Annotated in this window: 15 protein-coding genes and 1 riboswitch; of the genes, 7 read left to right on the top strand and 8 right to left on the bottom strand. The window is 76.0% G+C overall.

Going from position 1 to position 14,619, the window contains the following annotated elements:
* Window positions 1–54: 54 nt before the first annotated feature.
* Window positions 55–145, bottom strand: a riboswitch (cobalamin riboswitch).
* 114 nt (window positions 146–259) lie between these two features.
* Both cobG and ABZ457_RS28250 read left to right on the top strand, forming a co-directional pair.
* The gene (cobG, locus tag ABZ457_RS28255) at window positions 260–1,765 is read left to right on the top strand and encodes a precorrin-3B synthase (protein WP_359163054.1); all 1,506 of its coding nucleotides are present in this window, start codon (window positions 260–262) and stop codon (window positions 1,763–1,765) included.
* A gap of 10 nt (window positions 1,766–1,775) precedes the next feature.
* On the top strand, window positions 1,776–2,417 hold the full coding sequence (locus tag ABZ457_RS28250) for a precorrin-8X methylmutase (RefSeq protein WP_359163051.1): 642 nt from the start codon (window positions 1,776–1,778) through the stop codon (window positions 2,415–2,417).
* On the opposite strand, the gene ABZ457_RS28245 is transcribed toward ABZ457_RS28250, so the two are convergent.
* Window positions 2,389–2,562 carry a hypothetical protein gene (locus ABZ457_RS28245; protein WP_359163048.1) on the bottom strand — a complete coding sequence of 58 codons (174 nt, stop codon included), beginning with the start codon at window positions 2,560–2,562 and terminating at the stop codon, window positions 2,389–2,391. The genes ABZ457_RS28250 and ABZ457_RS28245 overlap by 29 nt on opposite strands.
* Window positions 2,563–2,578: 16 nt before the next feature.
* On the opposite strand from ABZ457_RS28245, the gene ABZ457_RS28240 reads away from it, so the two are divergent.
* Window positions 2,579–4,204 (top strand): precorrin-2 C(20)-methyltransferase, encoded by a 1,626-nt coding sequence (locus tag ABZ457_RS28240; protein ID WP_359163045.1) that lies wholly within the window; start codon window positions 2,579–2,581, stop codon window positions 4,202–4,204.
* 10 nt (window positions 4,205–4,214) lie between these two features.
* On the opposite strand, the gene ABZ457_RS28235 is transcribed toward ABZ457_RS28240, so the two are convergent.
* Window positions 4,215–5,003 carry a cobalt-precorrin-6A reductase gene (locus tag ABZ457_RS28235; protein ID WP_359163042.1) on the bottom strand — a complete coding sequence of 263 codons (789 nt, stop codon included), beginning with the start codon at window positions 5,001–5,003 and terminating at the stop codon, window positions 4,215–4,217.
* 11 nt (window positions 5,004–5,014) lie between these two features.
* Between ABZ457_RS28235 and ABZ457_RS28230 the strand changes: the two genes are divergently transcribed.
* The gene (locus ABZ457_RS28230; RefSeq protein WP_359163039.1) at window positions 5,015–6,202 is read left to right on the top strand and encodes a cobalt-precorrin-5B (C(1))-methyltransferase; all 1,188 of its coding nucleotides are present in this window, start codon (window positions 5,015–5,017) and stop codon (window positions 6,200–6,202) included.
* Window positions 6,203–6,502: 300 nt separating this feature from the next.
* Here ABZ457_RS28230 and cobM read toward each other — a convergent pair whose 3' ends face one another.
* The gene (gene cobM / locus ABZ457_RS28225) at window positions 6,503–7,246 is read right to left on the bottom strand and encodes a precorrin-4 C(11)-methyltransferase (protein ID WP_359163036.1); all 744 of its coding nucleotides are present in this window, start codon (window positions 7,244–7,246) and stop codon (window positions 6,503–6,505) included.
* Entirely contained in the window at window positions 7,243–8,493 is a 1,251-nt protein-coding gene (gene cbiE / locus ABZ457_RS28220; protein ID WP_359163033.1) for a precorrin-6y C5,15-methyltransferase (decarboxylating) subunit CbiE, read from the bottom strand. Before cbiE ends, cobM begins: the two co-directional genes overlap by 4 nt.
* Window positions 8,494–8,597: 104 nt before the next feature.
* On the opposite strand from cbiE, the gene ABZ457_RS28215 reads away from it, so the two are divergent.
* The gene (locus ABZ457_RS28215; protein WP_359163030.1) at window positions 8,598–8,840 is read left to right on the top strand and encodes a DUF2277 domain-containing protein; all 243 of its coding nucleotides are present in this window, start codon (window positions 8,598–8,600) and stop codon (window positions 8,838–8,840) included.
* Here the strand turns inward: ABZ457_RS28215 and ABZ457_RS28210 are convergent.
* The 4 genes from ABZ457_RS28210 to ABZ457_RS28195 form a co-directional block, all read right to left on the bottom strand.
* Window positions 8,806–9,426 carry a VTT domain-containing protein gene (locus ABZ457_RS28210; RefSeq protein ID WP_359163027.1) on the bottom strand — a complete coding sequence of 207 codons (621 nt, stop codon included), beginning with the start codon at window positions 9,424–9,426 and terminating at the stop codon, window positions 8,806–8,808. The genes ABZ457_RS28215 and ABZ457_RS28210 overlap by 35 nt on opposite strands.
* A 247-nt stretch (window positions 9,427–9,673) precedes the next feature.
* Window positions 9,674–10,129, bottom strand: a complete 456-nt coding sequence (locus ABZ457_RS28205; protein WP_359163095.1) for a DoxX family protein — start codon at window positions 10,127–10,129, stop codon at window positions 9,674–9,676.
* 161 nt (window positions 10,130–10,290) lie between these two features.
* Window positions 10,291–11,976 carry an alkaline phosphatase D family protein gene (locus ABZ457_RS28200; protein WP_359163024.1) on the bottom strand — a complete coding sequence of 562 codons (1,686 nt, stop codon included), beginning with the start codon at window positions 11,974–11,976 and terminating at the stop codon, window positions 10,291–10,293.
* A gap of 153 nt (window positions 11,977–12,129) precedes the next feature.
* A complete protein-coding gene (locus ABZ457_RS28195; protein ID WP_359163021.1) occupies window positions 12,130–12,783 on the bottom strand; it encodes an HNH endonuclease family protein in 654 nt (217 codons plus the stop codon).
* 198 nt (window positions 12,784–12,981) lie between these two features.
* Here ABZ457_RS28195 and ABZ457_RS28190 point away from each other — a divergent pair, with 198 nt between their 5' ends.
* Both ABZ457_RS28190 and ABZ457_RS28185 read left to right on the top strand, forming a co-directional pair.
* Complete coding sequence (locus ABZ457_RS28190) at window positions 12,982–13,758, top strand: ABC transporter permease (RefSeq protein ID WP_359163018.1); 777 nt, start codon at window positions 12,982–12,984, stop codon at window positions 13,756–13,758.
* A 222-nt stretch (window positions 13,759–13,980) separates the two neighbouring features.
* Window positions 13,981–14,565: a TMEM165/GDT1 family protein gene (locus ABZ457_RS28185; protein WP_359163015.1), complete on the top strand. Its 585-nt coding sequence runs from the start codon at window positions 13,981–13,983 to the stop codon at window positions 14,563–14,565.
* Window positions 14,566–14,619: the final 54 nt, after the last annotated feature.

Raw genomic sequence — 14,619 nt, 5'->3', positions numbered from 1 at the left:
GCGACAGCTGGCCTTCCTCGGGGTTTCCGCGCCCCGGGCGGTGGAGGACGGCGGGAGTTCCTGGCTCACCCGGCGGGCCGCGCGTGCTGCGCGACTGCCGGGCTCACAGTGGCGGGACCGCGCCGGAATCGCACCGGGCTTCCTCCCCTGACGCCGTCATCGGCGGTGACGGACCGTGTGGTCCGCCGCTGAGCATAGTAAGGGCCGTCACGTCCTCCGGAGCAGGGCGCCTTGTGTGAGGGTCGGTATGCTCGCCGCCATGCCTCCGCCCCCCGTCAACCGCCTGAACCGGGACGAAACACCCGGTCGGGACCACCGGGACCGTGGCGACGCGCCCGCCCCGGCCGGGGGAGCGCCCGCACGGGACCGGGGCGACGCCTGCCCCGGGGCGCTGCGGCTGCACACGGCGGACGACGGCGCGCTGGCCCGGATACGCGTCCCCGCCGGGGTCCTCGACGCGCGCCAGGCGTACGCCCTCGCGGACGCGGCGGACCGGCTCGGCGACGGCGCACTCGACATCACCTCCCGCGGCAACCTCCAGCTGCGGGGCCTCGGGGCCTCCTGCGGCGGGGAGTTGGCCGCGCTGCTCGACACGGTGGGCCTGCTGCCCGCGCCCGGCCACGAACGCGTCCGCAACATCGTCGCCTCCCCGCTCTCCGGGCTCGACGGCCGAGGGCACCTGGACGTACAGCCCCTCGCCCGCGCCCTGGACGCCGAGCTGTGCGCGAGCGCGCGGGCGACGGCGCTGTCCGGGCGCTTCCTCTTCGCCCTCGACGACGGGCGCGGGGACATGGCGGACCTCGCCGCGGATGTGACGTTGATCGCAGAGCGGGCGGGGGCCGCCGCCGGGGGCGCCCCCGGGGTGGTCGTGCGGGCCGGGGAGCCGTCGGGCGTGCGGGTGGCCGCGCCGGACGGGCCGCGCATGATGATCGTCGCGGCGGAGGCGTTTCTCGACGCGGTGGACGCGAGCGGGACCGGTGCCTGGCGGGTGCGTGAACTCCCGCCCGCGCAGGGCCCCTCGGGGGAGGCGCTGGCCGCGCGGGCCGCGCAGGCGGGGATACGGGCGGAGGCGGCGCCGGTGCTGCCGGTGGCCGCCGTGCCCGGTCAGGGGCCGGTTCCGGTTCCGGGGGCGTACGGGTGTGTGCTCGCGCCCCTGGGACGCCTCACCAGCGCGCAGTGGCGGCTGCTCGCCCGGACCGCCGAGCGCCAGGGGACGGGGGAACTCCGCGTCACGCCCTGGCGCGGTGTGGTCCTGCCCGGCGTCCCCGCCGACCGCCTCGCCGCGCTCGCCGTCGCCGGACTCGTCACCGACCCGGCGTCCCCCTGGCGGGGCGTCGGCGCGTGCACCGGGCGGCCCGGCTGCGGCAAGGCGCTCTCCGACGTACGGGCCGACGCCGCCGAACTCGTGGGCGTGACGCGGCTCCTGGGCGCGGCCCAGGGACCGGGTGGTGGCCTTCCTGTGTACCTCTCCGGCTGCGCCCGCCGCTGCGGCCACCCGCGCGGGGCGTGGGCGGACGTCGTCGCGACCGGCGACGGACAGTACGACCTGGCCGTGCACGGCGTCCCCGGTCCCGGCGGGGCGGGCCTCGGGCTCGACGCGCTGGCGGGCGCGCTCGCGGCGGTGCCGGCTGCCGCCGGGGGTGGTGGCGGGCCCGGTCCGGGCCCGCACGTTCCCGGCCCGCCCGGCGGGGACCCGTCCGGTGGCGGCCCGTCCGGCCCGTCCGGTGGCGACCGCGCGCACCCCCTCAGCCCCCTCCCCGAGTAGCGACGACGAAGTGAGCGAGAGCACCGTGTTCGAGTACGAGAAGGACGGGGCGGAGATCTACCGCCAGTCCTTTGCCACGATCCGCGCCGAGGCGGACCTGACCGGCCTGCCCGCCGAGGTGTCGCAGGTGGCGGTCCGGATGATCCACGCCTGCGGCATGGTCGACCTCGTGCGCGACCTCGCGTACTCGCCGGGGGTCGTCCTGCGGGCCCGCGAGGCCCTGCGCGCGGGCGCCCCGATCCTGTGCGACGCGCAGATGGTCGCCAGCGGCGTCACCCGCAAGCGACTGCCCGCCGACAACGACGTGGTCTGCACGCTCTCCGACCCGTCCGTGCCCGCGCTCGCCGAGAAGCTCGGCACCACCCGGTCCGCCGCCGCGCTGGAGCTGTGGCGCGACCGGCTGGAGGGCTCGGTCGTCGCCGTCGGCAACGCGCCCACCGCGCTGTTCCGGCTCCTGGAGATGATCGCCGAGGGCGCGCCCCGGCCGGCCGCGGTGATCGGCGCTCCGGTCGGCTTCATCGGCGCGGCCGAGTCCAAGGATGCGCTCGCCGCGTCTCCGCTCGGCCTGGAGCACCTGGTGGTGCGCGGGCGCCGGGGCGGCAGTGCGATGGCGGCGGCGGCGGTCAACGCGATCGCGAGCGAGGCGGAATGAGCATCGACGGGACCACCGACGGGACCACCGACGGGACCACCACGTCCACCACGTCCACCACGTCCACCACGTCCACCACGTCCACCACGTCCGCCGCGTCCGTGCCCGGCGGAGCGCCGGGTTCCGCGCCCGGATCGGGTTCCATGCCCGGATCGGGTTCCATGCCCGGATCGGGTGACGCCTCCGGACCGCGTGACGCCTCCGGACCGCGTGACGCCGCCGCGTCGGGCAGCGCGCCCGGGACGGCCCCCCGCACCGGGCGGCTCTACGGTGTCGGGCTCGGCCCCGGCGACCCCGAGCTGATGACCCTGCGGGCCGCCCGGGCCATCGCCGAGGCCGACGTCGTCGCGTACCACTGCGCGCGCCACGGACGTTCCATCGCCCGGTCCATCGCCGCCCCGCATCTGCGCCCCGAGCAGATCGAGGAGCGCCTGATGTACCCGATCACCGTCGAGACCACCGACCACCCCGGCGGCTACCGGGGCGCGCTCGACGACTTCTACGAGGAGGCCGCCGCCCGGCTCGCCGCGCACCTCGACGCGGGCCGCACGGTCGCCGTCCTCGCCGAGGGCGACCCGTTCTTCTACGGCTCCTACCAGCACATGCACAAGCGGCTCGCGCACCGCTACCCCACCGAGGTCATCCCCGGCGTCACCTCGATCAGCGCCTCCGCCGCCCGGCTCGGCACCCCGCTCTGCGAGGCGGAGGAGGTCCTCACCGTCATCCCCGGCACCCTGCCGGAGGACGAGCTGACCGCGCGCCTCGCCGCGACCGACTCCGCGGTGGTGATGAAGCTCGGCCGCACCTTCCCGGCCGTCCGCCGCGCGCTGGAGACCTCGGGCCGGCTGGCCGAGGCCCGGTACGTGGAGCGCGCCACCATGAGCGGTGAACGCACGGGCGCGCTCGCGGACATCGACCCGGAGAGCGTGCCGTACTTCTCCGTCGCGGTGGTGCCGAGCCGGATCGCGAACCGGACCGCCCACCCAGGCCCCGGCGCCGTCCCGCGCGACGGGCAGGCGCCCGGTGAGGTCGTGGTCGTCGGGACCGGGCCGGCCGGGCCGCTCTGGCTCACCCCCGAGACCCGGCGGGCCCTCGCCGACGCGGACGAACTCGTCGGCTACACCACTTATCTGGACCGGGTCCCGGTGCGCCCCGGGCAGATCCGGCACGGCTCGGACAACAAGGTCGAGTCCGAACGCGCCGAGTTCGCCCTCGACCTGGCCCGCCGGGGCCGCCGCGTCGCGGTCGTGTCCGGCGGCGACCCCGGGGTGTTCGCCATGGCCACGGCCGTGCTGGAGGTCGCCTCGGAGGAGCGGTACACGGACGTGCCCGTCCGCGTCCTGCCCGGTGTCACCGCCGCGAACGCCGCCGCCGCGAAGGCGGGTGCGCCGCTCGGCCACGACTACGCGGTCCTCTCGCTCTCCGACCGGCTCAAGCCGTGGGAGGTCATCGCGGAGCGGCTGCGCGCGGCGGCGGCGGCGGACCTGGTGCTCGCGCTCTACAACCCCGGCTCGCGCAGCCGTACCTGGCAGGTCGGCAAGGCGCGCGAACTGCTGCTGGAGCACCGGGCGCCGGACACGCCGGTGGTGCTCGGCCGGGACGTGGGCGGGCCGGAGGAGAGCGTGCGGATCGTGCGCCTCGCCGAACTCGACCCGGCGCAGGTCGACATGCGGACGATCCTGCTGGTCGGCTCCTCGCAGACGCGGATGGTGCGGCGGGGCTGGAGCGGCGGGGCCGGGTCCGGGGGGCGGGAGATCGTCTGGACGCCCCGCCGGTACCCGGAGTAGCCGGGAGCCGTCACAGGGACCGGGCCCAGGCGGCGGCCTCCTCCGGGGTGGCCGCCGCGAGGACGCCCTCCGGGACCGGCGGGCGGCGGACGACCACCACGGGGACGCCCGCCTCCCGCGCGGCCGTCAGCTTGGGCGCGGTCGCCGCGCCGCCGCTGTCCTTGGTGACCAGGACCTCGATCCGGTGGCGGCGCAGCAACTCGCGTTCCCCGTCGAGGGTGAACGGCCCCCGGTCCAGCAGCACCTCCAGGCGCGGCGGGCACGGGCCCTCGGGCGGGTCGACGGAACGGACCAGGAACCAGGCGTCCGTGACGTCGGCGAACGCGGCGAGCCCCATCCGGCCGGTGGTCAGGAACACCCGCTCGCCGAGGGCGCGGGCGGTCCCGGCGGCCTCGTCGAGGGAGCCGACCGGGTGCCAGTCGTCGCCCGCCACCGGTGCCCAGCCGGGCCGGCGCAGGGCCAGCAGGGGAACATGGGCGTCGGCGGCGGCCACGGCCGCGTGGAAACTGATCGCACGGGCGAAGGGATGGGTGGCGTCGATGACCGCGTCCACCGCGTGCGCGCGCAGCCAGCGCGTGAGGCCGGCGGGGCCGCCGAAGCCGCCGATCCGGACCTCGCCGGGCGGGGTCCGGGGCGCGGCGACCCGGCCGGCGAGGCTGCTGGTGACGCGCACGCCGTCTGCGTGCAGCAGTTCGGCGACGCGGCGGCCCTCGGTGGTGCCGCCGAGGACGAGTACGTGGGCGGTGTGGCCGGGGCGGCGGGCGGGGCGGGCGTGTGGGCCGGTGGGTGGTAGCGGCATGGGGTTCGTCCATGGGTGAGGCGGGGGCGGTGTCCGGTGCGGGCCCGGCGTCGGGGGCGTCGGCGTCCGGGCGGGACGCCCAACTCAAGCACACCGGGTTGCGGCCCGGCTGGACGACCGGGGCCTGCGCGACGGCCGCGACCACGGCCGCGTACACGGCCCTGCTGACCGGGGAGTTCCCGGACCCGGTGACCATCACGCTGCCGAAGGGGCAGACCCCGGCGTTCGCGCTCGCGGTGGAGTCCCTGGACGCGGGGGGTGCGGGCGGGGGCGGGGAGGGCGCCGGGGCGGTGGCCATGGCCGGGGTGGTGAAGGACGCGGGCGACGACCCGGACGTCACCCACGGCGCGCTGGTCCGGGCGACGGTACGGGTGCTGCCCGCCGGGTCGGGGGTGGTCTTCCGCGCCGGTCCGGGCGTGGGCACGGTGACCCGGCCGGGGCTGCCGCTGGACGTGGGCGAGCCCGCGATCAACCCGGTGCCCCGGGAGATGATGCGCGCGCATGTCGCGCGGGTGGCGGAGCGTTACGGGGGCGGCGGGGACGTGGAGATCACCGTCTCCGTCGACCACGGCGAGGAGATCGCCCGGTCCACGTGGAACCCCCGGCTGGGCATCCTCGGCGGGCTGTCCGTGCTGGGCACGACCGGGATCGTGGTGCCGTACTCCTGCTCGGCGTGGATCGACTCCATCCGGCGCGGGGTGGATGTGGCGCGTGCGGCGGGGCGGACGCATGTGGCGGGGTGCACGGGGTCCACGTCGGAGAAGACGGTGGTCGCGCTGTACGGGCTGCCGGAGGACGCGCTCCTGGACATGGGGGACTTCGCGGGCGCGGTCCTCAAGTACGTGCGCCGGCATCCGGTCGAACGGCTCACGGTGTGCGGGGGGTTCGCGAAACTGTCGAAGCTGGCGGCGGGGCATCTGGACCTGCACTCGGCGCGGTCGCAGGTGGACAAGGGGTTCCTGGCGGAGCTGGCGCGGACGGGCGGGGCGGACGAGGAGCTGGTGGCGGCGGTCGCCGGGGCGAACACGGGGCTGGCGGCGCTGCGGTTGTGCGAGGCGGCGGGGGTGCCGCTGGGGGACCTGGTCGCGGCGGAGGCGCGGGACCGGGCGTTGGAGGTGCTGCGGGGCGCGCCGGTGGCGGTGGACGTGGTGTGCGTGGACCGGGCGGGGGTCGTGGTGGGGCGGTCGTCGGTGCGGTAGCCCTGCGGGGCGCTTCTGCGGGGGCGTTGCTTGTGCGGGGCCCGGTCCGGGACGCTGGTCCCGTGGCCCCTCCGGGGCTCATGCACGGGACGCGCGGCCTGCCCACCCGGCTTCCGGGCCACGCCGCACGTCCCGTACACGACCCCTGCACGGCCCCGGCCTCCCCACCATGGCTGAGCTGCGCTGCTACGCGCGGGAGGGGGCACGGGCAACGGCCGGCCGATGGCCGAGGTCGGGGGGCGGGGTCGGCTACGCGCGGGGCCGGTGACACGGGGAGGGGCGCGGGTCGCCGGACACCTCCTACGGACGGGCTCGGTCGGGGGAGTAGAGGTGGCTGTCGGGGAACTGGGTGGCGGCCAGGGTGCGGCCGACGAGGATGACCGCGGTGCGGGTGATGCCCGCCGCCTTGAGCTGTGACGCGATGTCCCCGAGGGTGCCGCGCAGGACGAGTTCGTCCGGGCGGCTGGCCATCGCGACGACGGCCGCCGGGCAGTCCGCCCCGTAGTGGGGGAGGAGTTCGTCGACGACCCGGTCCGCGTAGCGGGCCGCGAGGTGGAGGACGAGGAGGGCGCCGCTGCGGCCCAGGGTGGCCAGGTCCTCGCCGTCGGGCATCGGGGTGGCCTGCTGGGCGACGCGGGTCAGGATGACGGTCTGGCCGACCGTGGGGACGGTCAGTTCCCGCTTGAGCGCGGCGGCCGCCGCGGCGAACGCGGGGACGCCCGGGACGACTTCGTACGGGATGCCCGCCGCGTCCAGCCGCCGCATCTGTTCGGCGACGGCGCTGAAGACGGCCGGGTCGCCGGAGTGGAGGCGGGCCACGTCGTGGCCCGCCTCGTGCGCGCGGACCAGTTCGGCGGTGATCGCGTCCAGGTCGAGGTTCGCTGTGTCGACCAGGCGCGCGTCCGGCGGGCATTCGGCGAGGAGTTCCCGGGGCACGAGGGACCCCGCGTACAGGCAGACACCGCAGGCCGCGAGGGTGCGCGCGCCCCGGAGGGTGATGAGGTCGGCCGCCCCGGGGCCCGCGCCGATGAAGTACACGGTCATGACTGCTCTCCAGACTTGGTGACGGACCACTGGGTGACGGGCATGGCCTGGCGCCAGCCGGTGAAGCCGCCGACGGGGACGGCGTGGGCGACCGCGAGGCGGGTCAGCTCGCCGCCGTGGGCGCGGTGCCAGGTGGCGAGGAGGGCCTCGGACTCCAGGGTGACCGTGTTGGCGACGAGCCGGCCGCCCGGCGGGAGGGCGTCCCAGCAGGCGTCCAGGAGACCGGGCGCGGTGAGGCCGCCGCCGATGAACACCGCGTCGGGGCGCGGGAGTCCGGTGAGGGCGCCGGGCGCGGCCCCGGTGACCACGCGCAGGCCGGGGACGCCGAGGGTGTCCGCGTTGCGGGTGATCCGGGCCGCGCGGGCGGGGTCGCGTTCCACGGAGACGGCCCGGCAGTCGCGGTGGACGCGCAGCCACTCGACGGCGACGGAACCGGAGCCGCCGCCGACGTCCCAGAGGAGTTCGCCGGGCGCGGGGGCGAGGGCGGCGAGGGTGGCGGCGCGGACATGGCGCTTGGTGAGCTGGCCGTCGTGCTCGTAGGCGTCGTCGGGCAGGCCGGGGGCGGCGGAGAGGCGGGGGGCCGCGGGGTCGCGGCGGCAGTCGAGGGCGAGGGTGTTCAGCGGGTCGCCGGGGGGCTCGTCCCAGGTGGCGGCAAGCCCGTCGCGGACGTGCTCGGCGGGGCCGCCGAGCTGTTCGAGGACGCGTATCCGGGTGGGCCCGAAGCCCCGGTCCCGCAGCAGGGCCGCGACCTCGGCCGGGGTGGCGGCGCCCGCGCTGAGGACGAGGACCCGGCGGCCGTGGTGGAGGGCGGCGGCGAGGCGGGCGGTGGGGCGGCCGACGAGGCTGACGACCTCGGTGTCCTCGACGGCCCAGCCAAGGCGCGCGCAGGCGTGGGAGAGGGCGGAGGGGTGCGGCAGGACGCGCAGCGCCTCGGGGCCGAGTTCCTCGGTGAGGGCGCGGCCGATGCCGTAGAACATGGGGTCCCCGCTGGCGAGGACCGCGATCCGGCGTCCGGCGTGCTCGGCGAGGAGGCGGGGGACGGCGGGCCGCAGCGGGCTGGGCCAGGGCACGCGCGCGCCGGGGCACTCGGGCGGCAGCAGGGCGAGCTGGCGGGGGCCGCCGACCAGGACCTCGGCGCCGAGGAGCGCGTCCCGGGCGGCGGGGGAGAGCCCGGGCCAGCCGTCGGCCCCGATCCCGACGACGGTCACGGCGGGGGTGGGGGCGGAAGGCGGTGGTGCGGGCGTCACGGGGCGGGTCCTCGGGCAGGTGGTCAGGGGCGGTCGCCGCACTCTAACGGGCCGGTCGGGCGGGCGGTCGCCCGCTGTCAGTGGTGCGCGGCACACTGGGAGGCATGTGCCGCAGCATCAAGACCCTTCGCCCGCCCGTCCTCCCCGAGGAGGCCACCGAGGAGGACATGCGCGCCGCCGCCCTGCAGTACGTGCGCAAGGTCTCCGGCTTCCGCGCCCCCGCCGCGCACAACCGCGAGGTCTTCGACCGCGCGGTGGCGGAGATCACCGAGGCCACCCGCAGACTCCTGGAGGATTTGGAGGTGCGGGGCGCTACGCGGCGGGGGTCCGCGCCGGACGCCGCATGACGTAGGCGGCGAGGAGCCCTGCGGCGACCAGCGCGAGGACGGAGACCGCCGCGCCGACCCAGCTCGCGCCGAGCCACTGGCCGCCGAACCAGCCGAGGCCCACGCTGTAGGCCGCCCACACCAGCCCGGCCAGTGCCGACCAGGGCAGGAACTCGCGGACGGTGCGCCGGGCCGCGCCCGCGCCGAGGGAGACCACCGAGCGTCCGGCGGGGGCGAACCGGGCCACCACGACCAGGGCGCCGCCGCCCCGGCTGAGGGCCGCGCCGAGACGTTCCTGCGCCTTGGTGAGCCGCCGGGACCGGGCCAGGGCCCGGTCGAAGCGGGCCCCGCCGCGCCAGGCGAGCCGGTAGGCGACGAGGTCCCCGAGGACGGAGGCGGTGGCCGCGCAGAGCAGCAGCACGAGGAGGGAGGGGACTTCGGTGCGGACGTCGCCGTTCGCGGTGGTCCCGGCCGCCGCCGCGGTCGCCGCGGTGATCACGAGGACGCCGCTGGGGAGGACGGGCAGGAAGACGTCGAGCAGGACGGACAGGGCCACGACGGCGTAGATCCAAGGGCTGCCGGTCAGCGCCCCCAGCGTCTCCAGCACCAGGCTCTCCCCGTTCCGGCGGCTAGGACCTGTGCCGGCCGCGCGGTGCGGCCAGGGCGCCGGAGTGTCGTACAGCGTACGCGGGCGCGCGGGTCCGGGTTCCGCAGGGGTGCGGGATGTCGCGGATGGACGCGGATGCGGGGAACAGCCGTACGGGCGGGTGGGCGCCCGGTGGCCGGAAACGCCCGTGTGCCCGGTCCCCTCCGCCGATGGGGACCGGGCACACGGTTCGCGCGGGGCGGCCGGATCAGACGGTGGCCGGGGTCTGCTCCGGCTCCTTGCGGGTGCTCTCGGCGGCCGTGACGCGGCCGCGGAACAGCCCGTCCAGCGCCAGGGCGCCGGGGCCGGTGAACACCAGCAGCAGGAACGCCCAGCAGAACATCGCGGACGCCTCGCCGCTGTTCTCCAGCGGGAACAGCGCCTCGGGCTGGTGGACCTTGAAGTAGGCGTACGCCATCGAGCCGGAGGCGACGAAGGCGGCGCTGCGGGTGCCTATGCCGAGCATCACGAGGCCGCCCGCGACGAGTTGGATGACCGCGGCGTACCAGCCGGGCCAGGTGCCGGCCTCGACGGTGCCGCCGCCGTGGGCGCCGCCGAGGACGCCGAAGAGGGAGGCGGCGCCGTGGCAGAGGAAGAGCAGGCCGACGACGATCCGGAACAGGCCGAGGGCGTACGGCTGGGCGCCGTTCAGCCGCTCGGTCAGGCCCGGGGAGGTGGGGGGCGTGGCGGACATGGGGCTCCTTCGGTTGGGGACGGACGGAACCGATGAGCCGACAGGTTAGGGGTGCCTCACTCACACTTGCAAGTTCAACAAAAAGGTCTTGGCCGGTTCCCGCCCCTCGGCCGGGGCCGGGCGGAGGGGTGTCAGGGCCTGTCCGGAGCGGGTTCGGCGGGAGTGAGGTCCTCGTGCAGGACCGTCGCCATCCGGACACCGCCCTGCTCTCGCTCCGCCCGCTCCAGGCGCAGCCGCGCGACCCGCCCGCGCAGGGCGAGGGTCATCAACTGATTGCCGAACCAGGGCCCGCCGGTGCGCTTCCAGCGGATGTCCGGCCGCTCCACCCGGCCGTGCCGGGCCAGCAGATGGCCGATGCCCCGGGCGAACTCGCTCCAGCCGAAGCGGAATCCGACGCGCATCACCGCGGGCACCGAGTTGTGCAGCGGGGAGCAGGTCAGCTGGTACACCCGCGCCGACGGGCGCCGTCCCGCCGGCCACCAGGGCCGGGCCACATAGGCGTGGTGCACGTCACCGGAGAGCACACAGACCGTGGCCGGGGCATGGGGGCCGCCGCCACCCGCCTCGGCGACGAGAGAGGTCAGCCGCGCGAAGGAGGAGGGGAAGGCCGCCCAGTGCTCCAGGTCCGCCGCCCGGCGCAGCTTCTCCCCGAACCGCGCCCAGCGGGCCCCGCGTTCGCCCCGGCAGAGTGCCGCGTGCCACGCCTCGGTGAAGTGGATCATCGGCGGCAGCAGCCAGGGCAGGGAGGTGCCGATCAGCAGGTGGTCGATGTCCTCGGGGGCGTCCAGGGCCTGTTGGCGCAGCCAGTCGGCCTCGGCGGCGTCGAGCATCTCCCGCTGCTGCTCGTCCAGGACGCGCGCCGCCCGGGTGTCCACCATCAGCACCCGGGTGCGCCCGAAGTCGCGGCGGTAGCTCCAGCGGACCGAGGCCGGGTCGGCGTCGGCCCGCTCGGCGAAGGCGCGCAGCGCCGCCGTCCCGTCCTCGGCCGCCCGCACCCGCGCGTACACCTCGTCGGCGGCGAGTTCGGCGGGGGAGAGGTTCCCCAGGTGCTGGTGCACCCAGTACGACATCAGCCCGCCCATGATCCGCTCCTGCCACCAGGGGGTGGCGCGCATGTCGGCGAGCCACGCCTCGCTGGTGTTCCAGTCGTCGATGACGTCGTGGTCGTCGAAGATCATGCAGCTCGGCACGGTCGAGAGCAGCCAGCGCAGCCCGGGGTCGAGCCAGGACTCCTCGTAGAGCCGGGTGTACTCGGCGTAGTCCGCGACCTGGTCGGGCGGGGCGTCGGCGCCCGTGCCGCGGGACGCGCGGTGTCCGGCGATCCACCGCCGGGTGGCCTCGGAGGTCTCGTCCGCGTAGACCTGGTCGCCGAGGAGGAGCAGGACGTCCGGGCGGCGGGCGCCGGGGTCGGCGGCGAGGTGGGTGGCCAGGGCGTCCAGTACGTCCGGGCCGACCGGGTCGTGGGTGCCCGCCGCGGGCGCGGCCCAGCGGCAGGAGCCGAAGGCCACGACCGCGTCGTCGGTGCCCGGGACCGGGGTGCGGATGGTGCTCGGCGGATAGCGCGAGTCGGGCTCGGGCCACACCCGGTCGCCGTCGAGCAGCACCTCGTAGGGCGTCTCGGCGCCGGGGGTGAGCCCGGTGACCACGACCAGGGCGTAGTGGTGCCCGGCGACCGTGAAGGTGTCGCAGGAGCCGCCGCCCCTCTCGCACCGGACCTCCACGGCGCACGGGCGGTCCGCCTCCACCCAGACGGTGGCGGTGGTGCCGGTCTCCCAGTCGACCTGGCGCAGCAGCGGGCCCAGGCGCAGTGAGGTCATCACGGTCCCCTTCCCTCGCGTCGTACCGTACGGAACGAGCGGGCGGGGCGACACCGTTCCGCCCCGCCCTCCTCGCGTGTCCGTGTGCCCGGTTCCGGCGGGGACTGTCGGCGCTCCCCGGGCCCGCCCGGGGAGCGCCGACGCCCGGGAGGGTCAGCAGCCGTTCAGGATCGACTGGAGGGCGCTCTTCTCGGCGGAGTCCACCTTCAGCGCCCAGTAGTGCTTGGTGTGCACCCACATCCGGGCGTACATACAGCGGTAGGAGGTCGTCGGCGGCAGCCACTTGGCGGGGTCCTTGTCGCCCTTGGCCTGGTTGACGTTGTCGGTGACCGCGATGAGCTGCGGGCGGGTGAGGTCGTTGGCGAACTGCTGGCGCTTGGCCGTGGTCCAGCTGTTGGCCCCGGAGCGCCACGCCTCGGCCAGCGGCACCACATGGTCGATGTCCACGTCGGACGCGGCGGACCAGGTGGCGCCGTCGTACGGGGAGAACCACGTGCCGCTGACCGCCGCGCAGGCGGAGTCCTGCTGCACGTTGGAGCCGTCGCGCTTGAGGACGACCTCGCGGGTGTTGCAGGCCCCCGACTGGGTGATCCAGTGCGGGAAGAGGTCCCGGCTGTAGCCGCTGCCGGAGCCCTCGGCCGCCACGGTCAGCTGGCCGAGGTAGGTGCGGGCGGTGGCGGCGCTGACGGGGGTGGGCGGAGCGGCCTGGGCGGCGGGGGCCGTGGCCAGCAGGCCGGTGGCACCGATGACGGCGGCGGTCGCGAAGACGGCGGAACGACGGAATTGACGCGCGTAGACACGAATCATGCGAACTCCTCGGAAGTGGGGGAGAACTGGCCTCTCCCGCGCGTGGGGACCGCGCGGGAGGTGCCCGGGGGCACGGCCATGCTGGCGGCGCGAGGTTGCACGGGGATGGGCGCCGGGTAACAGGGTGACGACATGAGCACGTCACATCAAGAGTTCTGACGCTCCGGCACGAAGCCTTCACCGGCGTAGGGTTGCGCCGTGCTGCTGCCGGTGAACGTGACACTCGGGGCCGTACTGGCCGTCCTCCTCGTGGTCGCCGCGACCGTCGTCGCCCTCGCGCACCTCGGGCCGCCGCGCCGGACCGTGGTCGCCGGAGTGCGCGCCGCCGTCCAACTCGCCGCCGTCTCCCTGGTGATCGGCTGGGTCGTGGACGCGGTGCCGCTGCTCCTGGCCTTTCTGTTCCTGATGTATGCGGTCGCCGTGCGCACCTCGGGGCGGCGCATCACCCCGGGGCCCGGCTGGTGGTGGACCGGGGTCCCGATCGCGGCGGGTGTCGCGCCCGTCGTCCTCGCCCTGCTGCTCACCGGGCTGGTGCCGGTGCGGGGCATCGCGCTGATCCCGGTGACCGGCATCCTCATCGGCGGGGCGCTCACCGCGACCGTCCTCGCCGGCCGCCGGGCGCTGGACGAACTGGAGCAGCGGCGCGGTGAGGTCGAGGCCGGGCTCGCCCTCGGGCTGACGGAACGCGACGCCCGCCTGGAGGTCGCCCGGACGCCCGCCTCGGACGCCCTGCTCCCGGGGCTCGACCAGACCAGGACCGTGGGCCTGGTCACCCTGCCGGGGGCCTTCGTGGGGATGCTGCTGGGCGGCGCGTCACCGGTGGAGGCGGGGGCGGTGCAGCTCTTCGTGCTGGTCGCCCTGATGGCGGTGCAGGCCGTCGCGGTCGCCGTGGTGCTGGAGCTGGTGGCCCGCGGACTGCTGCGCCGGCCCGCGCGGGACGAAGGTCCCTGCCGGGACGGCGAGGGGATCGCGTAGGGTGGACGGCGCAGAAGGGGAGTAGCTCTTCGCCGGAACGTCGACATACTGCCGGGCCTCGTGCCCGGCCGGCGCCCGGAGGCGGTGGCCCAGCCACCCGCCAGCGAGACCTTCGGCCGCAGTGTCCATGCATGCATTCATGGCGCTGCCGTGCCGAAGCGACCCCTGGAACGCTCAGGACTCTCGGCAGGGCCGCGCCCGACCGATTGAGGAAACCCTTCCATGATCAGCTTCACCGTCATGGCGATCACCTTCGGCGTCGTCTTCCTCGCCGAACTGCCCGACAAGACCGCGCTCGCCGGTCTGATGCTCGGCACCCGCTACCGCGCCTCCTATGTCTTCGCCGGGGTCGCCGCCGCCTTCGCCGTGCACGTCGCCCTCGCCATCGCGGCCGGAAGCGTGCTCACCCTGCTGCCGCACCGGCTGGTGCAGGCGGTAGTGGGCGTGCTCTTCCTCGCGGGCGCGCTGATGCTGCTGCTGAAGAGGGACGACGGCGACGAGGAGAGCGTCAAGGCCCCGGCCGACCAGTCCTTCTGGAAGGTCTCCGGGGCGGGCTTCATGCTCATCCTGGTCGCGGAGTTCGGCGATCTGACGCAGATCATGACCGCGAACCTGGCCGCCCGTTACGACGACCCGGTCTCCGTCGGCCTCGGCGCGGTGCTCGCGCTCTGGGCGGTCGCGGCCATCGGCATCCTGGGCGGGCGCACCCTGATGAAGTACGTGCCGCTGCGGCTGATCACCAAGGTGGCGGCGGCGCTGATGTTCGCGCTGGCGGCGTTCAGTCTGTACGAGGCCGCCGTGGGCTGACACACGGAAGCGGGGCCGGACCGGGAGGCTGAACGCCCCTCCCGGTCCGGCCCC

The organism is Streptomyces sp. NPDC005805 (assembly GCF_040630445.1).
Classification (GTDB): Bacteria; Actinomycetota; Actinomycetes; order Streptomycetales; family Streptomycetaceae; genus Streptomyces.
This window is presented reverse-complemented; position numbering and strand designations above follow the sequence as displayed.